The following is a 22010-nucleotide window of genomic DNA, read 5'->3' as shown; positions in this document are numbered from 1 at the left end:
AATTTATGAACGCATATATAGTAGCCGCCTACCGAAGCCCTGTAGGCAAAGCAAAAAAAGGAAATCTTAGATTCATTCGTCCCGATGATTTGGCGGCCCAGGTGGTGCAGCGGATCATGACAGAAATTCCAAATTTGGATGCTGCAATGGTGGATGATGTAATTGTTGGAAATGCAACTCCTGAAGCAGAACAAGGATTAAATGTTGGCCGTATGATTGCCCTGTTGGGATTGGACAATGTGCAGGTTCCGGGAATGACCGTGAACCGGTATTGCTCATCGGGATTGGAGAGCATTGCCATTGCTGCTTCGAAAATTGAGGCCGGTCTGGCCGATTGCATCTTTGCCGGTGGTGTTGAAATGATGTCGCTGATGCCCATGGGCGGATGGCGCTTGGTGCCCAATTTGGGAATTGCAAAATCGCACCCCGACTGGTACTGGAACATGGGAATTACCGCCGAAGCCCTGCAGGTGAAATACAACATATCCCGCAAAGAGCAGGATGAATTTGCATTTCACTCTCACCGAAAAGCACTGGAAGCACAGGCTCATAATCGTTTTTCGGACGAAATTGTTCCCATTCACGTGCTGGAGACTTTTGTAAATGGACAGGACAAAGCACAAACCAAAGAACACATGATTAATGTGGACGAAGGACCTAGATTGGGAACAACTGAGGAAGCCCTGAATAAATTAAGACCTGTTTTTGCTCAGGGGGGAAGTGTTACCGCAGGCAACTCATCGCAGACCTCGGATGGTGCGGCATTTGTTTTGGTGGTATCCGAAAAAATGCTGAAACAGCTGAATGTTGAACCAATAGCCCGCTTTGTTTCCTATTCTGTTGCAGGAGTGGAACCCAAACACATGGGGATTGGTCCGGTAGAGGCCATTCCTAAGGTTTTAAAACGCTCAGGTTTATCAATGAATCAAATAGAACAGATTGAGCTGAACGAAGCCTTCGCAGTACAGGCACTTGCCGTGATAAAAGAATTGAGCCTGAATCCTGAAATCATCAATGTAAATGGTGGTGCCATTGCTCTTGGCCATCCGCTTGGCTGCACAGGTACAAAATTATCCGTGCAGCTGCTTCACGAAATGAAAAAGCGCAGGCAAAAATACGGCATGGTTACCATGTGTATTGGGTCGGGACAAGGAGCTGCGGGGATTTTTGAGATGCTATAAAACTACCCCCAACCCCCTAGGGGCTAGTTCTTCTTCAAAGATAATTGACATTGTTTTTTCAAAGTCCCCTTTAGGGGATTTAGGGGTGAAAAAAATAACTCTAAACTCATTAAAGATGGAAAAGATAAAAACAGTAAAAGGCGGACAATTCTTAGTGAAAGAAACCAGTCCTCAGGATATTTTTATTCCTGAAGAAATTTCGGAAGAGCAAAAAATGATCATGGAAACTTGTCATGATTTTCAGGAAAAGGAAATTCTTCCTCTGTTGGATGAAATCGACAGTCAGAAAGAAGGATTAATGACCTCCCTCATGGATAAAGCAGGTGAGTTAGGCCTTTTAGGCATTGCCGTTCCGGAAGAATACGGTGGTTTCGGTCAGGATCTGAATACCTCGATGCTGAGTACCGAAATTATGGGAACCTACAGCTCTTTTGCTGTTGCCTACGCCGCACATGTGGGAATTGGAACATTGCCTGTTTTATATTACGGAACACAGGAACAAAAGGAAAAATATTTACCACTTCTGGCAAGCGGTGAGGCCAAAGGAGCCTATTGTTTAACTGAACCCGGAGCGGGTTCGGATGCCAATTCAGGAAAAAGCAAAGCCATGCTTTCGGCTGACGGATCTCACTATGTTTTAAACGGACAAAAAATGTGGATTACCAATGCCGGCTTTGCTGACATCTACACCGTTTTTGCCAAGATAGATGATGATAAAAACCTGAGTGCGTTTATTGTTGAGAAAACGTTTAATGGCATCAAGCTCGGACTCGAAGAAAAAAAGATGGGGATTAAAGGCTCATCCACCTGTATGATGTTTTTCGAAAATTGTAAAGTTCCGGCAAAAAATCTGCTTGGCGAACGGGGCGAAGGCTTTAAAATCGCCTTAAACATTCTGAACAACGGCAGAATAAAATTGGCCGCTGCCGTTTTAGGAGCTTCAAAAAAAGTAATTACCCATTCAATTACTTATGCCAATGAAAGAATACAATTCGGACAGGCCATTGCTAATTTTGGTGCCATACAATACAAAATTGCAGAACAGGCAATTCGAACCTATGCGGTTGAATCGGCCATTTACCGTTGCAGCAACGACATACAAAATGCAATGCTTCATTTACTTGAAGAAGGAATGCCTAAGGAAAAGGCAGTGATTCAGGCTCAAAAAGAATTTGCTGCCGAAGCCGCCATTCTAAAAGTGGCTGCATCCGAAGCTTTAGACTATGTAACCGATGAAGGCGTTCAGATTTATGGCGGCATGGGCTATTCTTCCGAAGCACCAATGGAGCGCGCTTACCGCGATTCACGTATCAACCGGATTTTTGAAGGAACCAACGAGATCAACCGAATGCTGGTGGTCGACTTCCTGTTGCGCAAGGCTTTTAATAATGAATTGCCTCTTTTATCGGCAGCCCAAAACGTTGTGAAAGAATTAATGGCAATTCCTGAATTTGACGAAGAAGACACATCGCTGTTGGCCGGAGAAAGCAAATTAATAGTCGGTTTTAAGAAAAGTGCCCTGTTAATTGCAGGAGCTGCGGCGCAAAAATTCATGCAAAAGCTAAGCAGTGAACAAGAAATACTAATGAATATTTCTGATATGATTATCGATTGCTATCAGGCAGAATCTCTTTTATTGCGGACGAAAAAGCTGATTGCCTTAAAAGGTGAAGAAGCATGCGCAGAACAAACAGCCATGTGCGAGGTCTTTTTTTATGATGCTGCCGATCGTATTCATAAAAATGCCAAAGATGCTGCAAACTCAATATCTCAGGGTGATGAATTAAGAATGATGCTTTTGGGTTTGAAACGATTCACAAAACACTCCGGACTCAACAGCAAAGAAAAGCGCCGGCTAATTGCGGGTAAATTGATTGAAGAAAACAAGTATTGTTTCTGATAACAGTAGATCGTTAGATGTTAGGAATGAGATATGAAATGGATTTGAGGTATGCTTATTCTTAGCCTTTACACAGAAATACCATTGGGAAAAACACTCTTTTAAATGCACAGGAACTTTTTAGTACCGGGAAAACTCTTTTAAGCATAGGGAGCTCACTTTTTAATATCGGGAAAGCTCTTTTAGACATAGGGAATTCACTTTTTAGTACCCGGAAGGCACTTTTTGGCATAGGGAGTTCACTTTTTAGTACCGGGAAGGCACTTTTTAGCATAGGGAGTTCACTTTTTAGTACCGGGAGGCACTTTTTGACATAAGGAAGCACTTTTTAGTACCGGGAAGGCTCTTTTTAGCATAGGGAGTTCACTTTTTAGTATCGGGAAGGCACTTTTTGACATAGGGAATTTCAATGCCGTGACTTGCTTTTTTGACAGAAGGATAAACCTTATAGTCTCCAATTAAATTCGTCTGCTGAAACAGACGAGTTTTAAACCTCTCAAATAATATTAGCATATTAAAAAAACCTCCGGCTGCAAATCATTTTGCCCCCGGAGGTTTTACTTTGACTATGATCGATAAAGAAGTTTACTCTTTTACTTTTTTGCTCATGATTAAATAATACAACAAGAAACCAACAGAGACAGAAACAAAAAAGATTCCGTAAGGCATTGTGCTGTCGTATTGTTTAAACACAGGATAATTTAAGCCCAATATTTCTATTACAATGAATCCAAGTCCGCCAAAAAACGCAACCAAACCCCATTTTAAAGCCGGATACTGATCGTATTTTACCTGTTTTTTTACTTCTATTTCAGCATCTTGCTCTAATATTCCAGCCTTTTCGAAATGACCGGATTTAATGATTTTGCGCTTTAAAAAATGCGCGGATAAGATTTTCACAAAGGTGATGATACTAAAGAACACCACTGCGGCCATTAACAATTCTCCTAAATTCATATTTTAAGTTTTAAGTTTCTGAATGTATTTTGCCTATTAGACCAGAGTGCTTTGCAGAATGTTGCAAAAAGTTTTTGTTTTTTTACACCTCATCCCCCAGTACCTGTCCGAAAAATAAATTTTCACCCGAAAAGTACCTGATTCAATTGCAGAAATAAATGCAATACCAAATTAACATCAAAATTGGTATAAGATTAAAGGTGTGACTTTTACTATTAATTTATTTTTATCTTGCTAATCAAGATTTTATTAACCATTCAACTGTCAAAAATGAAAGTATTATTTATAGGAGGTTCAGGAAACATAAGTACTTCATCAAGCCGATTAGCCATTGAAAAAGGAATTGAAATTTATCACCTGAACAGAGGGAATACACTCCGGAAAATATCAGGCGTTAAAGTTATATTAGGTGATAGTAATAAAATTAATGAGGTACCCAATCTTAAAAAACACAACTGGGATGTTGTTGTCAACTGGATCGCCTTTGCACCAGATGATATTGAACGTGATATTGCCTTTTTTAGAGGAAAAACCAAACAATACATTTTTATAAGTTCTGCTTCGTGCTATCAAACACCTCTAAGTTATCCTATAATTACTGAATCTACTCCGTTAAGTAATAATTTATGGGATTACTCAAGTAATAAAATTAAATGTGAAGAGCGGTTAATGAAAGCTTATCAGGAAGAAAATTTTCCTGTTACAATTGTGCGCCCTTCGTTAACATATGATACTGTAATTCCTATTGCCATTGGGGGATTTAAAGAATTTACAACTGCTGACAGAATTTTAAAAGGAAAAAGTATTATTATTCACGGCGACGGAACTTCATTATGGACTGTAACCCATTCGGATGATTTTGCAAAAGGATTGGTTGGCTTATTGGGTTTAACACAAGCCATAGGACATGCTTTTCATATTACTTCCGACGAAATTTTAAGTTGGAACATGATTTATAAAATTTTAGCTGACAGTTTGGGCTGTGAAGCAAAGGTGGTGCATATTGCTTCTGATTTTATTTGTAAAACAGAACCTTCTTTTACAGGAACGCTGCTTGCCGATAAAAGTGAAAGTGTCATTTTTGATAATACAAAGATCAAAACTTTTGTGCCGGAATTTAAGGCTTCAATCCCATTCTCCACCGGAATAAAAAGAACCTTAAAATGGCTGAATCAAAATCCAGATATGAAATTTATTAATCCTGAAACCAATGCCAAGATTGATCATATTCTAAATGCCTATAAGGTCTTATAAGCCTTTTCCTAAAGGCGAAGGATGGGATGAGGTCAATCAGCTGACCCGAATCTACAATCTGGAATTTAGGCATTTAAAATTCGTCAAAAAGACCTTATCCCCCGGCCCCTTCTCCTAAAGGTGAAGGGGATCGCTCCAAATAAAGATTGGATCAATAAAATTAAAGATGTGTTCTCTTCTCCTTCAGAAAAAGGATAGGATGAGGTCAATCAGCTGACCCAAATTTGCAATCTGAGATTTAGGCATTTAAAATTCGTCAAAAAGACCTCATCCCCCGGCCCCTTCTCCTAAAGGTGAAGGGGAGTCTCGCTCCAAATAAAGATTGGTTCAATAAAATTAAAGATGTGTTCTCTTCTCCTTCAGAAAAAGGATAGGATGAGGTCAATCAACTGACCCGAATTTGCATCCCAGGGCTTCATGCACTTACAATTTTAAATTCGTGAAAATGGGATTACAAATCCCAATACTCCCTACCTGTAAATTTGCAATTTACAAGAGCTACTGGAATTGTTTTATATTTATAACTAATTGCTTTCGTGTATTGTGTGCGTTAGGGGTAGAAGCGCATACCCCGCAGTGAGGTACGAACGAGGAGTAAGAGCGGATGACCCGACCCGAAGGGGAACGCCCAAAAGAAAATGAAATTTAATTGCAATATCGTGCAACAAATAAATAAGAGTACTTGTCTACTCCTTCAAAGATGAACGAAACCGAGCTGATACAACAGATTTGTAATGGCAATCCTCAGGCTTTCCGATATTTGGTGAAGCAATATGAGCGATTGGTGTTTCATGTAGCCGGAAGATTGTTGAATCAGCAGGAAGATTTGGAGGATGCAGCGCAGGAGGTTTTCTTAAAGGTGCATCAGAAATTGCCCGATTTTAGAGGTGATTCGAAACTTTCGACCTGGATTGCAACCATTGCTTACCGGGTATCGGTAAATCATCTGAAAAAACGAAAACCCGATGTGGATATTGGGGAATCGCAGTACGAATTGATTCAACACAGCAGGGTTTCGGAGGAAAATCCGGAACAATTGACTCAGAAAAAAGAGTTAAAGGAGATGGTTCGGCAAATGGTTGACAGACTGCCGGCTCAATACAAAACAGTTTTGAGTTTGTACCATTTGGAGGAATATGGATACAATGAGATTGTTGAAATTACAGGATTGCCGGAAGGTACGGTGAAAAACTATATTTTTAGAGCCCGGAAAATGCTGAAAGAAATGCTGGAGAAAAGCGAATTGAAAAGAGATTCAAGGTATGAGAGGAAAGAACTTTGAGATTTTAATACAGATGAATATGAATTTCGAAAATGCTGAAGAAAACTGGAATTTAGATGAACTAAAACTGATTGATGAACTGCTTACCGAGAGTCTTGAGCATGATTTTTCGGTTTCGATTCCTGCTGATTTTGCCGATTTAGTGACCGAAAAGGTGGAAAAACAAAAATCGGTTCGTGAGGCGCTGCTGCGCATGTTAATGATGACTTTGGGATATCTTGGCATTCCCGGAATTGCTTTTGGATTGCTTTTCTATTTAAAATCTACGAAAGTGGATGTCATTCTCGAACTGATTTTCACGTACAAATATCCTCTTCTGTTTGGTGTGCTTTGTATTCTTTTGATTCAGGCAGCCGATGTACTGCTGCTGAGCCGCACAAAAGATCAATTGGAAGAATAAATTCTAATCGTCTTAAAAATGAAGAGGGTGTCCAAAAAGTATAGTTTCATTGTCATTCTGATCCCGATGAATTCGGGACGAAGAATCTTTCACTCTGAAAAACAGATGTTTCGACTTCCGCTCAACATGACAATCCGATACAAAATATTACTTTTTGGACGCCCTCTTTTAGTTTATTTATTTCCCTCTGAAGTTTCCGTTTTATTTTCTTCCACTTCTTCTTTAAACGGTGCATCTGTTCCTATAAGATGCCCCCCTTTGTAATCATCAGGATTTAAATAAATACCTGTTCTAATTACAGTTGACAAATAATTAGAATCATAACTCAACACCACCATTTCGTTGTTTTTCAAATCCAGCACTGTTTGCATTAAATAATGCTGAGTTCCCGATTGCGAAATAAAAACAGCATGCTTGGGCACATTTACATTAGGTGGCGGCGTAACCGTAGTCTGAGTTATTGCACAACTACTGGCAAAAATTGCTAAAAGAGCAATAAAAAAAAGCTGTCTCATTTGTTTTCGATTTGATTATATAATTAAAAATGCAAAATACTGACGTAAATATCCCAGGTTTCCCTTAGTGTCGACGGATACTCCATTATCTTTCTTTCGAATTTTAAATTTATGTAAAACATGAGAAAAAACCTAATCAATTAAAAATCCGATTCTATCGAACCGGATTTAATTGTACCAATTTAATTTCAACAGCCTTCTTAAAATATCAGCTTGTCATGCTCTGACTATATACAAGCCGTTCTTGTCAGGCTATGACTTGATTCTATAAGCACTATTTTATAAAATCAATTTTGATGTCAATATTACCTATCTCTTTTTATTTCTTAACCAGATTCTTTCTCCAGGCTCGGGCTTGTAATTCTTATCTACCCCATTAAATCTTCGGATCCTCTTTAACCGAACTCCATATTCCTGCGCAATACTATACAAGCTTTCCCCTTCTTTCACCCTGTGGAAATTGTAACCTCTGGCAGCTCTTCCGCGCTTGTTGTGCAAATACAATCGTTGATTGAGCTGCAGAATATAATTCCTGGGAAGATCATTATACTTCAGAAGTTTCTTTCGGCTTACTCCTAAATTTTTCTCAATACTATAGAATGTATCGCCTTTTTTGGTGATTATATAATGTACTCCATTCGCAATTTCCAGGCGTGCTCCAAACGGATCAATTTCCAAATAGGAATCAATATCTGCCAGATCGGTTCCTGTTGGTTTTTCAATAATCAGATCTTCCCCTTTCCCTTTTTGATCAAGCTGATGCAAATTCTCCTCATCAATAATTTTTATCAATCGATGAGCATATTGAGGATCGGTAGCGTATCCTGCTTTTTTTAAGCCATGAGCCCAACGTTTGTAATCATTGGAACCGTATTTAAACAGAAATGCATAACGCGAGCGGGTGGTTAAAAACTGAGAATGATCTTTATAAGAATCATAGGCATGATCATACTTTCTAAAACACTCATTTCTGCGGTCATCATCCATTTTCATACTCGGACCGATCCAGTCGTGACACTTAATTCCGAAATGATTATTGCCTTTTGTTGCCAGTATTGAGTTGCCGTTTCCGGATTCAAGCAAACCCTGAGCCAATGTAATACTAGCAGGAATTCCTGTCCGCAGCATTTCGCGCACAGCCAAATCCTTATATTTTTCGATGTATTGTTTTCGGGTTAAGTCTTTTGCAAATACAGATGTACCAAGAACAAAACTCAGTACGATATATAGGAAAACTCTCTTCATTCGGTTTAGGTTTTTTTGAATCGTGTGTGAAAAATGGGAAATCAATCTATTTATGTATATATTAGTCGCGATTTCCAAAACAACCATAAAAATATAACAATCCTGTTATCCTCCGTTACTTTAAACAATTAATTTAATTAACAATCTGTTTCTGATGTATGGAAACGCCTATTCTTGCTTGTTTATTATAATTATTAAAAAAATGTTTAAATTTCAGAAAGTATTGATTTAATTGCCGTTTGATAATGGATACAAGCTTCCATTTCTTTAAGCGGGAATACCAGTAGTTCGTAAAAACAATCTGAGCAAACAGAATAACAAATGAAGAAAACCCAAATAATTACAACTGTATTCGAATACGATTCGGTAGATGAATTACCTCTGAAAGAACAAGAATTGGTTAAAAATGCCAAAGAAGCAGCTCTCCGCTCCTATTCACCCTATTCAAAATTTAGTGTTGGTGCAGCCATTCTTCTCGAAAATGATGAAATCATTCAAGGAAACAATCAGGAGAATTCGGCTTACCCTTCCGGACTGTGTGCCGAGCGTGTTGCCATGTTTTATACCAATTCAAAATTTCCCAACGCAGCCGTTAAAGCAATTGTGGTTACTGCACGTACCAATGGTGAATTTTCAGACAAACCAATTCCTCCTTGCGGTTCGTGCCGGCAGGTATTATTGGAAACGGAAGAAAGATTCAATCAGCCTATCAAATTGATTTTGTATGGTGAGAAAAAAATCAGAGTTGTTGAAACAATAAAAGAAATGCTTCCCCTGTATTTTGAAAAAGAAATGCTGGATGAATAATGAAAGAATGAGGGTGTCCAAAAAGTAATATTGTGTATCGGATTGTCATGTTGAGCGAAGTCGAAACATCTGTTTTTCAGAGTGAAAGATTCTTCGTCCCGAATTCATCGGGATCAGAATGACAATGGAACTATACTTTTTGGACACCTTCATTTATTTTTTTTAACAGGTCTTGTTTGCTTATAGCTGATTCGCCAGTTCTTTCCAAAGATTATCATTCTTGGGAACAGGAGCAACTATTCGAACCGGCTCTTGCTTTACCGGATGAATAAATGATATTTCTCTGGCGTGTAAACCAATTCCTCCACCGGTTTTAGACCGTGGAGCTCCGTACTTTAAATCGCCGCGGATTGGAATACCAATTTTAGCCAGCTGCGCACGAATCTGATGATGACGACCGGTGTGCAATTTAACTTCGAGCATAAAATATTTCTGAGAACGAGTCAGTAACTTATATTCTAAAGTTGCTTCCTTAGCTCCGTGTTTCAATTTATCGAAAACATTGGTTTTGTTCTTCTCCTCATTTTTCAACAAGTAATGAGTTAATGTTTCTTCCTCGAGTCTTGGACAGTTTTGAACAATTGCCCAATATATTTTACTGATTTCCTTATCCTTTTGCTGAAACATCATACTTAAACGGGTTAAAGCCTTGCTGGTTTTAGCAAACACAATAACACCACTAACAGGTCTGTCGATACGATGTGGAACACCTAAAAAAACATCTCCTGGCTTGTTGTATTTTTCTTTTATATAGGCTTTTACCTTTTCACTTAAAGGTTCGTCGCCCGATTTATCCCCCTGCACAATATCACCACACTTTTTATTTACGGCAATTATATGATTGTCTTCGAATAATATATCCAATTGTTCTTTCGCCATTGGTACTCCTTATTTATTTAATTTTCAAATGAAAGCGCGCAAAGATAAGAAAAAAGACTTGATACTTATCATCGAATCTGATACTTGATGCCTTAGACTTTATTCCCGCTTCTTCTGCTTTTAGTACTGCTCTCTCTCATTCGGGAATTCTCTTGATTTTACATCCCCAATATAAGTCTCTACAGCTCCTTGTATTTCAGCAAATAAGTTGTGATATCTTCGTAAGAAACGTGGAGAAAACTCCTGAGTGATTCCCAACATATCATGAATCACCAAAACCTGACCATCAACACCGCCACCGGCACCAATTCCAATTATTGGAATTGCAACACTCTGTGCGACCTTAGCTGCTAAGGTGGCCGGAATTTTTTCCAAAACAATGGCAAAACATCCTGCTTCCTCCAACAGTTTGGCATCTTCAATTAGTTTTTCGGCTTCTTCTTCCTCTTTGGCACGAACCGCATAGGTTCCAAATTTATGGATAGACTGCGGGGTTAATCCCAAATGTCCCATTACCGGAATTCCTGCAGAAAGAATCCGATTTACTGATTCCAGAACCTCACGGCCGCCTTCCAGCTTCACTGCATCGGCACTGGCCTCTTTCATAATTCGGATGGATGAGTTCAAAGCCTCTTTTGAATTTCCCTGATAAGTTCCAAACGGCAGATCGACAACAACCAATGCTCTTTGCACAGCTCTTACAACCGAAGCACCGTGATAAATCATCTGATCCAGGGTAATTGGCAAAGTAGTTTCGTGTCCGGCCATTACATTGGAAGCCGAGTCGCCAACCAGAATTACATCTACACCTGCTCTGTCAACAATTAGTGCCATGGAATAATCATACGAAGTAAGCATGGAGATCTTCTCGCCCTTTAACTTCATTTCAGAAAGTACATGTGTAGTTACTCTCTTTGCGGATTCTTTATGGATTGACATTTTTAATTTTTTTTGATATTAGTTTGGTTCATCAAATCTAACCAACAATAATGAATATTGAATTGCAAAGTTATAAAATAAGGCAAAAGCAACAAGATAAAAGAAGAAAGGCAAAAGCGTAAAAATTATTTCCGGACAGCCCTCAATTCGCAATTAATAATTCTTAATGCACAATCAGGTTGTTCTGTCTTTTTGGCAGAAAACATGTCAGGCGAATGCGTGAAATTTCGGCCGCCGATGCCAGAATAACATTTCTTTTGGCAAAATAACTAATGGCACAGGCTTTGATAAATTGATACCGGATGAAACAAACATCCCAAACAAGTAATAGAATTAAAACATTAAATAAATACTAAAAATGGGTAAAATAATTGGAATTGACTTAGGAACAACCAACTCTTGTGTTTCTGTAATGGAGGGTAACGAGCCTGTTGTTATTCCTAATAGCGAAGGTAAAAGAACAACACCATCTATTGTTGCTTTTATAGAAAACGGCGAAAGAAAAGTTGGAGATCCTGCAAAACGTCAGGCTATTACAAATCCAACAAAAACAATTTCTTCTATCAAGAGATTCATGGGAGAAAGTTACGATAAAGTGGCTAAAGAAATTGGCCGCGTTCCTTATAAAGTAATCAAAGGTGATAACAACACTCCACGTGTTGAAATCGATGACCGTAAATATTCTGCACAGGAAATTTCAGCAATGGTTCTTCAAAAAATGAAGAAAACTGCTGAAGACTATTTAGGACAAGAAGTAACCGAGGCAGTAATTACTGTTCCTGCTTATTTCAACGATTCACAACGTCAGGCTACTAAAGAAGCTGGTGAAATTGCCGGTCTTACAGTAAAACGTATTATCAACGAGCCTACTGCCGCTGCTTTGGCATATGGTCTTGATAAGAAAGCTCAGGATATGAAAATCGCTGTATTTGACCTTGGTGGCGGTACTTTCGATATTTCTATTCTTGAATTAGGCGACGGTGTATTCGAAGTAAAATCAACTAACGGTGATACTCACCTTGGTGGTGATGATTTCGATCAGGTGATTATTGACTGGTTGGCTGAAAGTTTCCTTGCTGATGAAAGAATTGACTTGCGTAAAGATCCAATGGCTCTTCAGCGTTTGAAAGAAGCTGCTGAAAAAGCTAAAGTTGAACTTTCGAGTTCTACAAGCACTGAAATCAATTTGCCATACATTATGCCGGTTGATGGTATTCCAAAACACCTTGTTAAATCATTATCCCGTGCACAATTCGAGCAATTGTCAGATAAATTGATTCAGGCTGTTCTTGCGCCATGTAAATTGGCTCTTAAAGATGCTGGTATTTCAACATCCGATATCGACGAAGTAATTTTAGTGGGTGGATCTACACGTATTCCTGCTATTCAGAAACTGGTTGAGGATTACTTTGGAAAAGTTCCTTCAAAAGGTGTTAATCCTGACGAGGTGGTTGCAGTTGGTGCAGCAATTCAAGGTGGTGTTCTTTCCGGTGATGTAACAGATGTACTTCTTTTAGATGTTACTCCTCTTTCATTGGGAATTGAAACAATGGGAAGTGTAATGACAAGATTAATTGAGTCGAACACAACTATTCCTACTAAGAAAACTGAAACTTTTACAACTGCTGCTGATAATCAGCCTTCTGTAGAAATTCATATTCTTCAGGGTGAGCGTCCGATGGCTAACGGCAACAAAACAATTGGCCGTTTCCATTTAGACAGCATTCCACCGGCACCTCGTGGAATTCCTCAAATCGAAGTAACTTTTGATATTGACGCGAATGGTATTCTTCATGTTTCTGCGAAAGATAAAGGAACTGGAAAAGAGCAAAGCATTCGTATCGAAGCTTCATCGGGATTATCTGATGCTGAAATCGAAAGAATGAGACAGGAAGCTAAAGAAAACGAAGCTGCTGATACTGCCGCAAAAGAAAAAGTTGATGCTCTGAATAAAGCTGACAGTATGATTTTCCAGACTGAAAAGCAATTGAAAGAAATCGGTGATAAACTTCCTGCTGACAAAAAGCAGCCTATCGAAGATGCTTTGGCTAAATTGAAAACTGCTCACGCAGCTCAGGATGTTGATGCATGTAATGCAGCTGTTGAAGAATTGAACACTGTTTTCCAGGCAGCTTCTCAGGAAATGTACAACGCTCAGGCACAAGATGCTCAGGCTGGTCAGACAGGTGGCGAACCTCAAGCTGAAGGTGCAGCCAAAAATGACGAAGTTACTGATGTAGACTTCGAAGAAGTGAAATAATTCAACTTCAGATAAAAGCAAATGGCGGTCAAATTAATTGACCGCCATTTTTTATTTGTACAGATTGTAACTGATTCTTACTTTCACCTGCAGGCCGGTTACTCATTCTTATTTCCCACTCTCCTTTATCCTGTTTCTGTTCTCATTTTTCAATAAAAACCCCTATTTTCGCAAACCACAATTATCAGAATTATGAAGAACAAATTTACGGTTGGGAGTTTATATGCGGGTGTTGGCGGAATCTGTCTGGGATTTAAAAACTCAGGATTTGCTGTTTCGTGGGCCAATGAATATGACAAAAACGCCTGTGTTACCTATCGTGAAAATTTCACTCACAAACTGATTGAAGGCGATATCATGGAAATTGATATCAGTAGCCTGAATAATGTAGATGTGCTTGCCGGTGGTTTTCCCTGTCAGCCTTTTTCGGTGGCAGGCTACAGAAAAGGATTCGGCGACAACCGGGGAAATCATTTTTTTAGAATGCTCGATTTTGTAGACGAAATGAGACCCAAAGTTTTGTTCTTCGAAAATGTAAAAAATCTGGTTGGGCACGATAAAGGAAATACCTTTAAAGTAATTCGGAACGAAATCGAAAAGAGAAACTATTCTTTTCACTCCAAAGTACTGAACACAAAAGATTACGGCAACATTCCACACAACAGGGAACGGATTTTCATCGTCGGATTCGATAAAGATGTGTATCCCGAAAACTATAAATACTTCGATTTTCCAGCCAAAGAAACGTTAACCCGAAAGGTAAAAAGTGTATTCCTGAAAGGTAAAGTGGATGAGAAATTTTATTACCGCGAAGACAAATACATGTTTGAAATGCTGCAGAACGATATCACAAGAGACGATACCGTATATCAGTTTCGAAGACAATATGTGAGAGAGAACAAATCGGATGTCTGTCCCACTTTAACGGCCAATATGGGCACTGGCGGACATAATGTTCCTTTAATAAAAACCGGGTTTGGAATCAGAAAATTAACGCCTAAAGAGTGTTTTAAATTTCAGGGCTTTCCCGATACTTATATTTTGCCCGAAATTGCCAACTCACACCTCTACAAACAAGCCGGCAACTCGGTGAGTGTTCCCGTTATCGAGAAAATTGCCGAAAACATATTGAAAGCAATTGAGGGGATAGACTGCAAAATAAGCAGTAACTAAAGCTTTTGCAATTCACAAATCAGAAAATCGAATTCCTTTAAATCGCCGCACTGGATGTAGTAATTGGCTGCATCCATTTTTATTTTGCCGTTTAAAAGAGAATTTTGAGGCAACAGATATCCTTCACCAATAATATGTCTGATGGTTTCCTGAGTGCAAACACCCGCAAAATCGAAAGTCCATTTCTCACCCAATATTATCTCTTTCAGCGACTCAAAATCAAGCTCGTTGGCATAAAAAAGCTGATGGACTTTCAGCAGTTTTTTACTATCCGGCTTAGTTCTCACCAGTAAAAAGAAATCGTAGTGTTGGTTGGTGCCGTTCGCTAAATTAGGAAGGTACTCCCCTTTCCCATTCCAGTCTTTTGCCTCGAGCAGTAACAAGTTGGAAAAAAATGCCGCCGATTTAATATTGATTCTTTTGCCCCGGCATTCCAGATCGGCATCGTCCCAAATGGCTTTGCCGTAAATACCGGTATCGGGTTTCTCAACATCCGCAAAACCTCTTTTCAACAGCTCACTGTAAGTAACAAATTCAGCCAATTTCCCCTGAAAAGTATTCGCAAACAATTCGCCCTTATTCCTTTCCTGCTTTCCTCCTGAGCGATGCTTTCGATGATGACCTTCCCCAAAAACCATGTGCCAAGCAAAATCAAAACAAACAGCAATTGTAGTCCGGTCAATCGCCGCTGCTTTAAATTCTCTTTTAGCAGTAATAAAATATTCGCCGGAATTCTTACGCTCTAATTTCATTTCAGTCAATAAACTCCTAACTATTGAATTTGAAATCCACTCCCTGCAATCACTCGCCACGAATGGTTAAATAATTTCCAAACTCTTAAATATCTGTATGTTCCTTCAACCAATTGATCTGCATATTTTGCTTTTAAATAAAGTGTAACTGCCACGGTAGAAACGTCGTCAATCGAATTTATGATCTGATCTGTTACCAATATTTCAGAAACCTTTAAAATTCCCGAACGATAATTTTCAATATCCATTTCCTTCGTAATTGTCTGTCCTGTTGGAATAGTGAAAATTAAATTGTCGTGTAAAAGTTCCTCAAGAACTTTGATATCACCAGTTCTCATAGCTTCTAAAAGTCTATTTTCGCATTCAATTATTTCTTCGTTTTGGGTCATATTTTTGCATTTGAACTCATTTCTACAATGGTTAATTGGTCAAGCAATAGCTATTTAAGTTTGCTTTCCTGTTATATTACGCAAGAGGTATAGGCAGCAAACTTTGAATTTATAACCATTACCGCTATTATTTTTATGCATCCTCCAGGGCATTTTTTTTAATATTTTAATCGGTCAAAATCTTCATTAATTTCGACTCCAATCGAAGTGAAACCTTTTATATAGTTTCTGAGTTCGCGTTCAACTTCAGTAATACTATCCCAACGCATTTTATTTTGCACTGTTTTGAAAAAGGCATATGATATTTCAGATTTTGGATCATAATCGATGCTTGTAGCATATATATCTAAAACCTTTCTCCAAAAAACTTTTTCAGAAGAACGTATATCACGAATACGAGCTAGTAATTCGTCGAAATAATTACCACCACCTGCTTCTTTCAGCAGTTCGTCGTTCATTGTAAAACCTTTTATAATATACTCTTTAAGACGTGTGGTTGCCCATTGTCTAAATTTTGTTCCCTGCAAGCTTTTAACTCTGTAACCTACCGAAATAATAACATCGAGATTATAAAAATTGGTTGGCTTGGTAGAAAAATCGGAATTTCCGATTTTTCTCATAGATGTTTCTTTTTCGAGCTCAGCCTCTTTGTAAATATTTAAAATATGTTCGTTTATGGTTGACTTTGCTTTTTGAAACAGTTCAGCCATTTGCTCAATAGTAAGCCAAACAGTTTCATTCTCTAAGCGAGTTTGAATTTTGGTATTACCATCTTCGGTTTGATATATAGTTATTTCGCTACCCATAATTGTTAATGGTGATGGATCAATAGTTAATGTTTGCTTTTGCAGCCTTAATGATTGTTGTGTTTATTTATTTTGCTATTCATTGAGCTCTTATCTCCAGCAATTCGATGACTAGGGCTCTTAATTTTTTGCAAAAACAAATGCGCGTTTTTCTATGAATTCGCACACTAATCTACAGAACAATAAACCGTAAACAAAACATTCCCCACAATATTTTACAGGGCATTACAGACTAACAAATAAAGGATAATGCAACTTTATTTATGCAGGCACTATCAATTTCTATGTAAGGCAACAAAAAGCCCGTTTCGAAGGTTCAAAACGGGCTTTGTATTTTATTTAGAGTTTAATTAATTATGAAATGTCAGGACGCTACCAAATCCTGACTGGTATGCAGCCAAAAACTTTTCACTTTCATTTTTAAATAGTTCGATTCGTACTCCACGCATTTCATAGGATCTGATTTTCTATACAAATCCTGTCCTATCTCCATAATATCCTGCATGGTTGCCCACAAATGATTCAAACAACGGAATACTTCTTCTTTTAGCAAACCTCTTGAGTTAAGCAAACGATTGAGTTCTATTCTATTTAATTTGAGCACCTGAAAAAGAGTCAAAATTTTCTCAATAATCGTTTGGGTGACCTCGGCATTTTCGCGGGGAATATTCGCTTCCAACTGCACTATGAATTTTGGAATCACTGTGAGAATGGCTTTCAAATCCTTCTTTTCAACGATTTCTACAATCTTATCAAATTCGTTTATCCGGGATACCGGGAAGTTATCCTGAACCTCAAGTATCATGTTGTTCAGAGATTCGATCCGTTTATAAATTCCAGAACGAAGGTTTTGAATCTGTACTCCCTCGGGACCACAATTCACATATTCTTTTGCCCGTTGAATTTGTTCACTTACACGGGCTTTAAAAGTCTCATCGAATATCGGATACATTCTGTTGAAATCTGCCATATCCCGGGTGTAACTATCCAGCAAGAATTTTGCCGCCACCGGCATTTCATCAAAACTAAAAGGAAAATCTATTGTTTCCATACCACCATTTTTGTTAGTTATGCATACATTTTACACTCTCTTTCTTTGCTGCTATTCTATCTCACCACTTACAGAATCTTTTATAAAACAGCATCGAAAATTAAAGAAATCATCTTTCTGTAATTCATAACATAATTACACGAGATTCGATCATTTCCGACTCATAAAATACAAAAAATCAGCACGATCGGAAAAATATAAAAAATGATATACAACATGTTTTTTGAATCGCATAGGAAAAGGTCTTGATTTTAATGGGAAAAGCTATCTGTTTTTTTTAGCATCAATCAATCTTTTAGTAGTTTTGTATAGACCCAATAAAAATAAGATGACAAAAAAAATACTATTATTCGCCTTTATCCTTTTGCCGCTGCTAAACTTTGCACAGCAAATTAACAGAACCGATGAGCTGGGGAACAAACAAGGTGTATGGGAAAAATCACACACCAATGGCAGGCTTAAATATTCCGGAACTTTTAAAGACAATTTCCCGATTGGAGAAATGAAACGTTATCACGAAAACGGCAATTTAAAAGCTGAATTATTTTTCACCAGTGAAGGACAAAAAGCGAAAGCTATTCTTTACAATGAATCTGCAGGATTAATTGCAAAAGGAAATTTCATACAATCGAAAAAGGATAGTATTTGGGTGTATTTTGATAAGAATAAAAACATCCGCGCCAGCGAAACATTTACCAGGGGAATAAAAAATGGTGAAAGTGTGTACTACTTTAAAAACGGCAAACCTGCCGAAACCCTTAGCTTCCTAAATGGCAAACGACATGGAATCTGGAAACGTTATTTTGAAAATGGAAAAACATATTTGGAGGCAAATTACAGCTCCGGGAATTTAGATGGCATCACTCAATCGTACTTTCCAAATGGAGTGATCGAATTTAGCGGCACCTACAAAAACAACAGACGTGACGGGAAATGGGATTTTTATTCTGAAAAAGGCGAACTTCTTTTCAATATAGAATACAAAAACGGCATTGCCGGCAATCAGGATGAACTGGATAGTATCCAACAGAAAAAATTAGAGGAAATGGAGAAACAAAAGGATCATTTAATCGATCCTGAAAAATTTGTTGATGATCCGGATTCCTATCTTCGCTCGCAAATGAGATAAACACCTGCATATTTACCATTCTCCGAAACACAACTTCATTAATTATAAGTAGATGAGCCAAAAAGGAATCAGTCTTTTTCAGCTGAATCAGCAAATAAAAAATATACTTTCCGATACATTTACTTCGGGCGTTTGGATTGTGGCTGAAATTAGTGAACTGCGTTACAATCAAAACGGACATTGTTATCTGGAACTGGTTGAAAAAGGTGAAAACAGCGATCAGATTATTGCAAAAGCAAAAGCTACCATTTGGTCCTACACCTTTCGGATGCTGAAACCTTACTTCGAAACAACAACAGGTCAGTCTTTTTCGTCAGGAATAAAAGTATTGGTAAATGTAAGTGTTGAGTTTCAGGAAATTTATGGTTTCTCCTTAAATATCAAAGACATTGACCCCACCTACACTTTGGGAGACATGGCCCGGCGGAGAAAAGAAATTATTGCACGGCTGGATGAAGAAGGTGTGTTGGAAATGAATAAGGAACTGGCTTTTCCTGAAATTCCAAAATGTATTGCCATCATCTCCTCGCCTACGGCTGCAGGCTACGACGACTTCACAAATCAGCTCGATAACAACTCATTCGGTTACAAATTCCACTACAAATTGTTTCCGGCTGTTATGCAGGGAAATAATGCCGAAGAATCGATAATTGCTGCTCTCGATAAAATAAATGAATACGAAGATGTATTTGATGTTGCCGTTATTATTCGTGGTGGTGGCTCGCAGGCAGATTTAAATTGTTTTGACAGCTATTGGCTGGCTTTTAACATTGCTCAATTTCCAATGCCGGTAATTTCGGGGATTGGACACGAAAGAGATGAAACGATTGTTGATTTGGTGGCTCATACCAAAGTAAAAACACCAACTGCTGCTGCCGAATTCTTAATTGATTGTTTCGACGAATGCAGAGAATATCAGAATGGTTTACGCGAGCAATTTTTAGAAGAGGTGAATGAAGTTCTTTTATCCTCATCGGAAAAACTGGTGCACTTAACCAACAAATTCTCGCCCATGGTGAGTCAGATACTGGAACGGAAATCGAATCAGCTGAGTGCAGCCAAACAGAGACTAAAAACTGCAGGCACGCATTTGCTGGGCAATCAATTTCATTATCAGCAAAGACTGAATTCACAATTTCAGTATTCTACAGAACGAAGAATTGAAAATCAAAAAACGCTTATCAATCAGTTGCAAATAAAACTTAAAACCAAGATTAAGAGACAGATTGAGCAGCAGAAACACCATCTGTCATTATTCGGGCAATCGGTAAAATATCTTAATCCTGATCATATTTTGAAAAAAGGATATACCTTAAGTTTGAAAGAAGGAAAAATAATAAAGGATATTGATCAGCTATCGCCCCAAGACATTATTGAAACCCGGTTTGCCAACGGAAGCGTTGAAAGTCAGGTTCAAAAAATCAACCGAAAAACTAAAACGACTAAATTAAATACAAATGGCTAAAAAAAAGACAAGCTACCGCGATGCAATTACCGAAATTGAAGAAACCATTGCTTCCATCGAGAATGACGAGCTGGATGTGGATGATTTATCGGATAAAGTGAAACGGGTTTCGGAGCTTCTTGTAATCTGCAAAGAGAAGCTTCACAATACCGAAAAAGAAGTTGAGAAAATTTTAAATGAGATGGATGAATAAATTACTGCTTGTTTTCATTGTTTCCTTATTGGGAATTTCTTGTGAAGCTCAGAAACCCAGGCCTAACAAATTACAGACTTACGTGAATGAGTTTGTATCGGACAGCTGTTTTTATTCGGCCGGAATAGGAATTGTTGTCTCGGATGTGAAAACAAGTAAAAATTTAGCAATGAACCAAGCTCATTTGGCCTTGGTTCCCGCATCAACACAAAAATTAATTACCACGGCTGCTGCCCTGGAGATTTTAGGAAACAATTATCAGTTTGCAACGCAAGTTGAAACCGACGGAGAACTTCTTAAAAACGGAACTCTTGTTGGAAATCTGATTGTGAAAGGTTTTGGAGATCCAACACTGGGGTCGAAATATTTTGAGAACGAAAAACCGATTGAGCAACAGATTGCAGAGAAAATTAAGGCGCTTGGCATCCTGAAAATCCAAGGAAAAATACTGGCTGACGACTCTTATATTGAAGCCAAAATACCTGCAACATGGATCTGGGAAGATATCGGAAATTACTACGGTGCAATTCCCAACGGACTTAGCTTTCATGATAATATGTACAGCCTGTTTTTTTCATCGGGAAATGCCGGCACTGCAACACAATTGACAAAAACAGAACCGCAAAACACAGGATTGGTTTTTGATAATCAGGTAATCAGCTCGGTTGTAAACCGCGACCTGGCCTATATTTTTGGTGGAAATACCAGTAATCAGCGAAGGATTGAAGGAAGCATTCCACAAAACAGAGCCCAATTTGAAGTGAAAGGAGCCCTTTTGCAGCCAAAAAACAGCTTAATCGAATCTCTGAATCAATCGTTTCTGCAAGTAGGAATCTCAATAGAAAACAAGGTTCTTCCTGCTAAAGAAAGAAGTTTGCTTCTTAATTTGAATTCTCCGGAGCTGAAAGACATTGTAAGCCTTACCAATCAAAAAAGCATCAACCTTTTTGCCGATCATATGCTTTTCGAGATTGGAGCAAAAGAATCAGGAAAGGCAAGCTGGGAAAATGGAATTGAAGCTGTTAAAAATTTCTGGAATCAAAAAGGTCTTCCCACAAAATACATATCACTGTTCGATGGCAGCGGACTCTCCCACTTCAACGCTGTTTCTGCAGACTTTTTCGATCAGATTTTAAGAATCATGTATCAGAGCAGGTATTCAAATGAGTTTAGCTCTTCATTGCCTGTTGCCGGGATATCAGGCACTTTAAAATCGTTCGGCCGGAATAGTGATCTGCAAGGGAACTGGAAGGCTAAAACCGGATCGATGACTGGTGTAAGAACTTATTGCGGCTATCTGACAACAAAATCAGGAAAAGAATATGCTGTAACAATTTTAATTAATAATTATTCCTGCTCATCATCTGCTGTAAATATTAAACTTTTAACTCTTTTAAATCAGCTTTATAATTCATAACTTCAGATTGCATCTG

The 22010-nt window shown here is 38.3% G+C and carries 21 protein-coding genes; 12 read left to right on the top strand and 9 right to left on the bottom strand.

Features of this window, described 5'->3' with window-relative positions; translation table 11 throughout:
- Window positions 1-5: 5 nt before the first annotated feature.
- The gene (locus BZG01_RS18745) at window positions 6-1181 is read left to right on the top strand and encodes an acetyl-CoA C-acyltransferase (protein WP_101311374.1); all 1176 of its coding nucleotides are present in this window, start codon (window positions 6-8) and stop codon (window positions 1179-1181) included.
- Window positions 1182-1296: 115 nt separating this feature from the next.
- A complete protein-coding gene (locus tag BZG01_RS18740) occupies window positions 1297-3081 on the top strand; it encodes an acyl-CoA dehydrogenase family protein (protein ID WP_101311373.1) in 1785 nt (594 codons plus the stop codon).
- A 585-nt stretch (window positions 3082-3666) separates the two neighbouring features.
- Here BZG01_RS18740 and BZG01_RS18735 read toward each other — a convergent pair.
- The gene (locus BZG01_RS18735) at window positions 3667-4038 is read right to left on the bottom strand and encodes a hypothetical protein (RefSeq protein WP_101311372.1); all 372 of its coding nucleotides are present in this window, start codon (window positions 4036-4038) and stop codon (window positions 3667-3669) included.
- 270 nt (window positions 4039-4308) lie between these two features.
- On the opposite strand from BZG01_RS18735, the gene BZG01_RS18730 reads away from it, so the two are divergent.
- The 3 genes from BZG01_RS18730 (at window position 4309) to BZG01_RS18720 (ending at window position 6974) form a co-directional block, all read left to right on the top strand.
- Window positions 4309-5292, top strand: coding sequence for an NAD-dependent epimerase/dehydratase family protein (locus tag BZG01_RS18730; RefSeq protein ID WP_101311371.1), 984 nt, complete (start codon window positions 4309-4311; stop codon window positions 5290-5292).
- 700 nt (window positions 5293-5992) lie between these two features.
- Window positions 5993-6574: an RNA polymerase sigma factor gene (locus BZG01_RS18725; RefSeq protein ID WP_101311370.1), complete on the top strand. Its 582-nt coding sequence runs from the start codon at window positions 5993-5995 to the stop codon at window positions 6572-6574.
- Window positions 6555-6974, top strand: coding sequence for a hypothetical protein (locus BZG01_RS18720; protein WP_101311369.1), 420 nt, complete (start codon window positions 6555-6557; stop codon window positions 6972-6974). The genes BZG01_RS18725 and BZG01_RS18720 overlap by 20 nt, the downstream gene beginning before the upstream one ends.
- Window positions 6975-7147: 173 nt before the next feature.
- On the opposite strand, the gene BZG01_RS18715 is transcribed toward BZG01_RS18720, so the two are convergent.
- Entirely contained in the window at window positions 7148-7489 is a 342-nt protein-coding gene (locus BZG01_RS18715) for a hypothetical protein (protein WP_101311368.1), read from the bottom strand.
- A gap of 309 nt (window positions 7490-7798) precedes the next feature.
- Window positions 7799-8734: a glucosaminidase domain-containing protein gene (locus BZG01_RS18710; RefSeq protein WP_101311367.1), complete on the bottom strand. Its 936-nt coding sequence runs from the start codon at window positions 8732-8734 to the stop codon at window positions 7799-7801.
- Between the two features lie 321 nt (window positions 8735-9055).
- Between BZG01_RS18710 and cdd the strand changes: the two genes are divergently transcribed.
- Window positions 9056-9541, top strand: coding sequence for a cytidine deaminase (cdd, locus tag BZG01_RS18705; protein WP_101311366.1), 486 nt, complete (start codon window positions 9056-9058; stop codon window positions 9539-9541).
- Window positions 9542-9721: 180 nt separating this feature from the next.
- Here the strand turns inward: cdd and BZG01_RS18700 are convergent, their stop codons facing one another.
- Window positions 9722-10420: an RluA family pseudouridine synthase gene (locus BZG01_RS18700; protein WP_180327392.1), complete on the bottom strand. Its 699-nt coding sequence runs from the start codon at window positions 10418-10420 to the stop codon at window positions 9722-9724.
- Window positions 10421-10540: 120 nt separating this feature from the next.
- Window positions 10541-11359, bottom strand: coding sequence for a 3-methyl-2-oxobutanoate hydroxymethyltransferase (panB, locus tag BZG01_RS18695; RefSeq protein ID WP_101311365.1), 819 nt, complete (start codon window positions 11357-11359; stop codon window positions 10541-10543).
- A 358-nt stretch (window positions 11360-11717) separates the two neighbouring features.
- On the opposite strand from panB, the gene dnaK reads away from it, so the two are divergent.
- On the top strand, window positions 11718-13619 hold the full coding sequence (dnaK, locus tag BZG01_RS18690; RefSeq protein ID WP_101311364.1) for a molecular chaperone DnaK: 1902 nt from the start codon (window positions 11718-11720) through the stop codon (window positions 13617-13619).
- Window positions 13620-13811: 192 nt separating this feature from the next.
- A complete protein-coding gene (gene dcm / locus BZG01_RS18685; protein ID WP_101311363.1) occupies window positions 13812-14792 on the top strand; it encodes a DNA (cytosine-5-)-methyltransferase in 981 nt (326 codons plus the stop codon).
- On the opposite strand, the gene BZG01_RS18680 is transcribed toward dcm, so the two are convergent.
- The 4 genes from BZG01_RS18680 to BZG01_RS18665 form a co-directional block, all read right to left on the bottom strand.
- A complete protein-coding gene (locus BZG01_RS18680; protein WP_101311362.1) occupies window positions 14789-15544 on the bottom strand; it encodes a hypothetical protein in 756 nt (251 codons plus the stop codon). The genes dcm and BZG01_RS18680 overlap by 4 nt on opposite strands.
- 20 nt (window positions 15545-15564) lie before the next feature.
- Window positions 15565-15933 (bottom strand): nuclear transport factor 2 family protein, encoded by a 369-nt coding sequence (locus tag BZG01_RS18675; RefSeq protein WP_101311361.1) that lies wholly within the window; start codon window positions 15931-15933, stop codon window positions 15565-15567.
- 158 nt (window positions 15934-16091) lie between these two features.
- Window positions 16092-16739: a RhuM family protein gene (gene rhuM / locus BZG01_RS18670; protein WP_101311360.1), complete on the bottom strand. Its 648-nt coding sequence runs from the start codon at window positions 16737-16739 to the stop codon at window positions 16092-16094.
- Between the two features lie 364 nt (window positions 16740-17103).
- On the bottom strand, window positions 17104-17790 hold the full coding sequence (locus tag BZG01_RS18665) for a hypothetical protein (protein ID WP_101311359.1): 687 nt from the start codon (window positions 17788-17790) through the stop codon (window positions 17104-17106).
- Window positions 17791-18118: 328 nt separating this feature from the next.
- Between BZG01_RS18665 and BZG01_RS18660 the strand changes: the two genes are divergently transcribed.
- From BZG01_RS18660 to dacB, 4 genes are read left to right on the top strand one after another with little or no spacing between them, the layout of a single operon-like run.
- A complete protein-coding gene (locus tag BZG01_RS18660) occupies window positions 18119-18919 on the top strand; it encodes a toxin-antitoxin system YwqK family antitoxin (RefSeq protein ID WP_101311358.1) in 801 nt (266 codons plus the stop codon).
- Between the two features lie 52 nt (window positions 18920-18971).
- Window positions 18972-20384, top strand: coding sequence for an exodeoxyribonuclease VII large subunit (xseA, locus tag BZG01_RS18655; RefSeq protein WP_101311357.1), 1413 nt, complete (start codon window positions 18972-18974; stop codon window positions 20382-20384).
- On the top strand, window positions 20377-20577 hold the full coding sequence (gene xseB, locus BZG01_RS18650) for an exodeoxyribonuclease VII small subunit (protein WP_101259469.1): 201 nt from the start codon (window positions 20377-20379) through the stop codon (window positions 20575-20577). Before xseA ends, xseB begins: the two co-directional genes overlap by 8 nt.
- Window positions 20570-21994: a D-alanyl-D-alanine carboxypeptidase/D-alanyl-D-alanine endopeptidase gene (gene dacB, locus BZG01_RS18645; protein WP_180327391.1), complete on the top strand. Its 1425-nt coding sequence runs from the start codon at window positions 20570-20572 to the stop codon at window positions 21992-21994. Before xseB ends, dacB begins: the two co-directional genes overlap by 8 nt.
- The last annotated feature ends 16 nt before the right edge of the window (window positions 21995-22010 follow it).

The organism is Labilibaculum manganireducens (assembly GCF_002843385.1).
Taxonomy (GTDB): domain Bacteria; phylum Bacteroidota; class Bacteroidia; order Bacteroidales; family Marinifilaceae; genus Labilibaculum; species Labilibaculum manganireducens.
Note: the sequence above shows the minus strand (reverse complement) of the source record. Positions and strands in the feature narration are given on the sequence as shown.

Bases quoted from the DNA above. Each gene is read 5' to 3' on its own strand.
- dacB (WP_180327391.1), top strand. From the start codon at position 20,570: ATGAATAAATTACTGCTTGTTTTCATTGTTTCCTTATTGGGAATTTCT.
- cdd (WP_101311366.1), top strand. From the start codon at position 9,056: ATGAAGAAAACCCAAATAATTACAACTGTATTCGAATACGATTCGGTA.
- xseB (WP_101259469.1), top strand. From the start codon at position 20,377: ATGGCTAAAAAAAAGACAAGCTACCGCGATGCAATTACCGAAATTGAA.
- BZG01_RS18680 (WP_101311362.1), bottom strand. From the start codon at position 15,544: ATGAAATTAGAGCGTAAGAATTCCGGCGAATATTTTATTACTGCTAAA.
- BZG01_RS18745 (WP_101311374.1), top strand. From the start codon at position 6: ATGAACGCATATATAGTAGCCGCCTACCGAAGCCCTGTAGGCAAAGCA.
- BZG01_RS18700 (WP_180327392.1), bottom strand. From the start codon at position 10,420: ATGGCGAAAGAACAATTGGATATATTATTCGAAGACAATCATATAATT.
- BZG01_RS18720 (WP_101311369.1), top strand. From the start codon at position 6,555: ATGAGAGGAAAGAACTTTGAGATTTTAATACAGATGAATATGAATTTC.
- BZG01_RS18665 (WP_101311359.1), bottom strand. From the start codon at position 17,790: ATGGAAACAATAGATTTTCCTTTTAGTTTTGATGAAATGCCGGTGGCG.
- dnaK (WP_101311364.1), top strand. From the start codon at position 11,718: ATGGGTAAAATAATTGGAATTGACTTAGGAACAACCAACTCTTGTGTT.
- xseA (WP_101311357.1), top strand. From the start codon at position 18,972: ATGAGCCAAAAAGGAATCAGTCTTTTTCAGCTGAATCAGCAAATAAAA.
- BZG01_RS18735 (WP_101311372.1), bottom strand. From the start codon at position 4,038: ATGAATTTAGGAGAATTGTTAATGGCCGCAGTGGTGTTCTTTAGTATC.
- BZG01_RS18725 (WP_101311370.1), top strand. From the start codon at position 5,993: ATGAACGAAACCGAGCTGATACAACAGATTTGTAATGGCAATCCTCAG.
- BZG01_RS18710 (WP_101311367.1), bottom strand. From the start codon at position 8,734: ATGAAGAGAGTTTTCCTATATATCGTACTGAGTTTTGTTCTTGGTACA.
- BZG01_RS18740 (WP_101311373.1), top strand. From the start codon at position 1,297: ATGGAAAAGATAAAAACAGTAAAAGGCGGACAATTCTTAGTGAAAGAA.
- BZG01_RS18730 (WP_101311371.1), top strand. From the start codon at position 4,309: ATGAAAGTATTATTTATAGGAGGTTCAGGAAACATAAGTACTTCATCA.
- BZG01_RS18660 (WP_101311358.1), top strand. From the start codon at position 18,119: ATGACAAAAAAAATACTATTATTCGCCTTTATCCTTTTGCCGCTGCTA.
- BZG01_RS18715 (WP_101311368.1), bottom strand. From the start codon at position 7,489: ATGAGACAGCTTTTTTTTATTGCTCTTTTAGCAATTTTTGCCAGTAGT.
- panB (WP_101311365.1), bottom strand. From the start codon at position 11,359: ATGTCAATCCATAAAGAATCCGCAAAGAGAGTAACTACACATGTACTT.
- BZG01_RS18675 (WP_101311361.1), bottom strand. From the start codon at position 15,933: ATGACCCAAAACGAAGAAATAATTGAATGCGAAAATAGACTTTTAGAA.
- rhuM (WP_101311360.1), bottom strand. From the start codon at position 16,739: ATGGGTAGCGAAATAACTATATATCAAACCGAAGATGGTAATACCAAA.
- dcm (WP_101311363.1), top strand. From the start codon at position 13,812: ATGAAGAACAAATTTACGGTTGGGAGTTTATATGCGGGTGTTGGCGGA.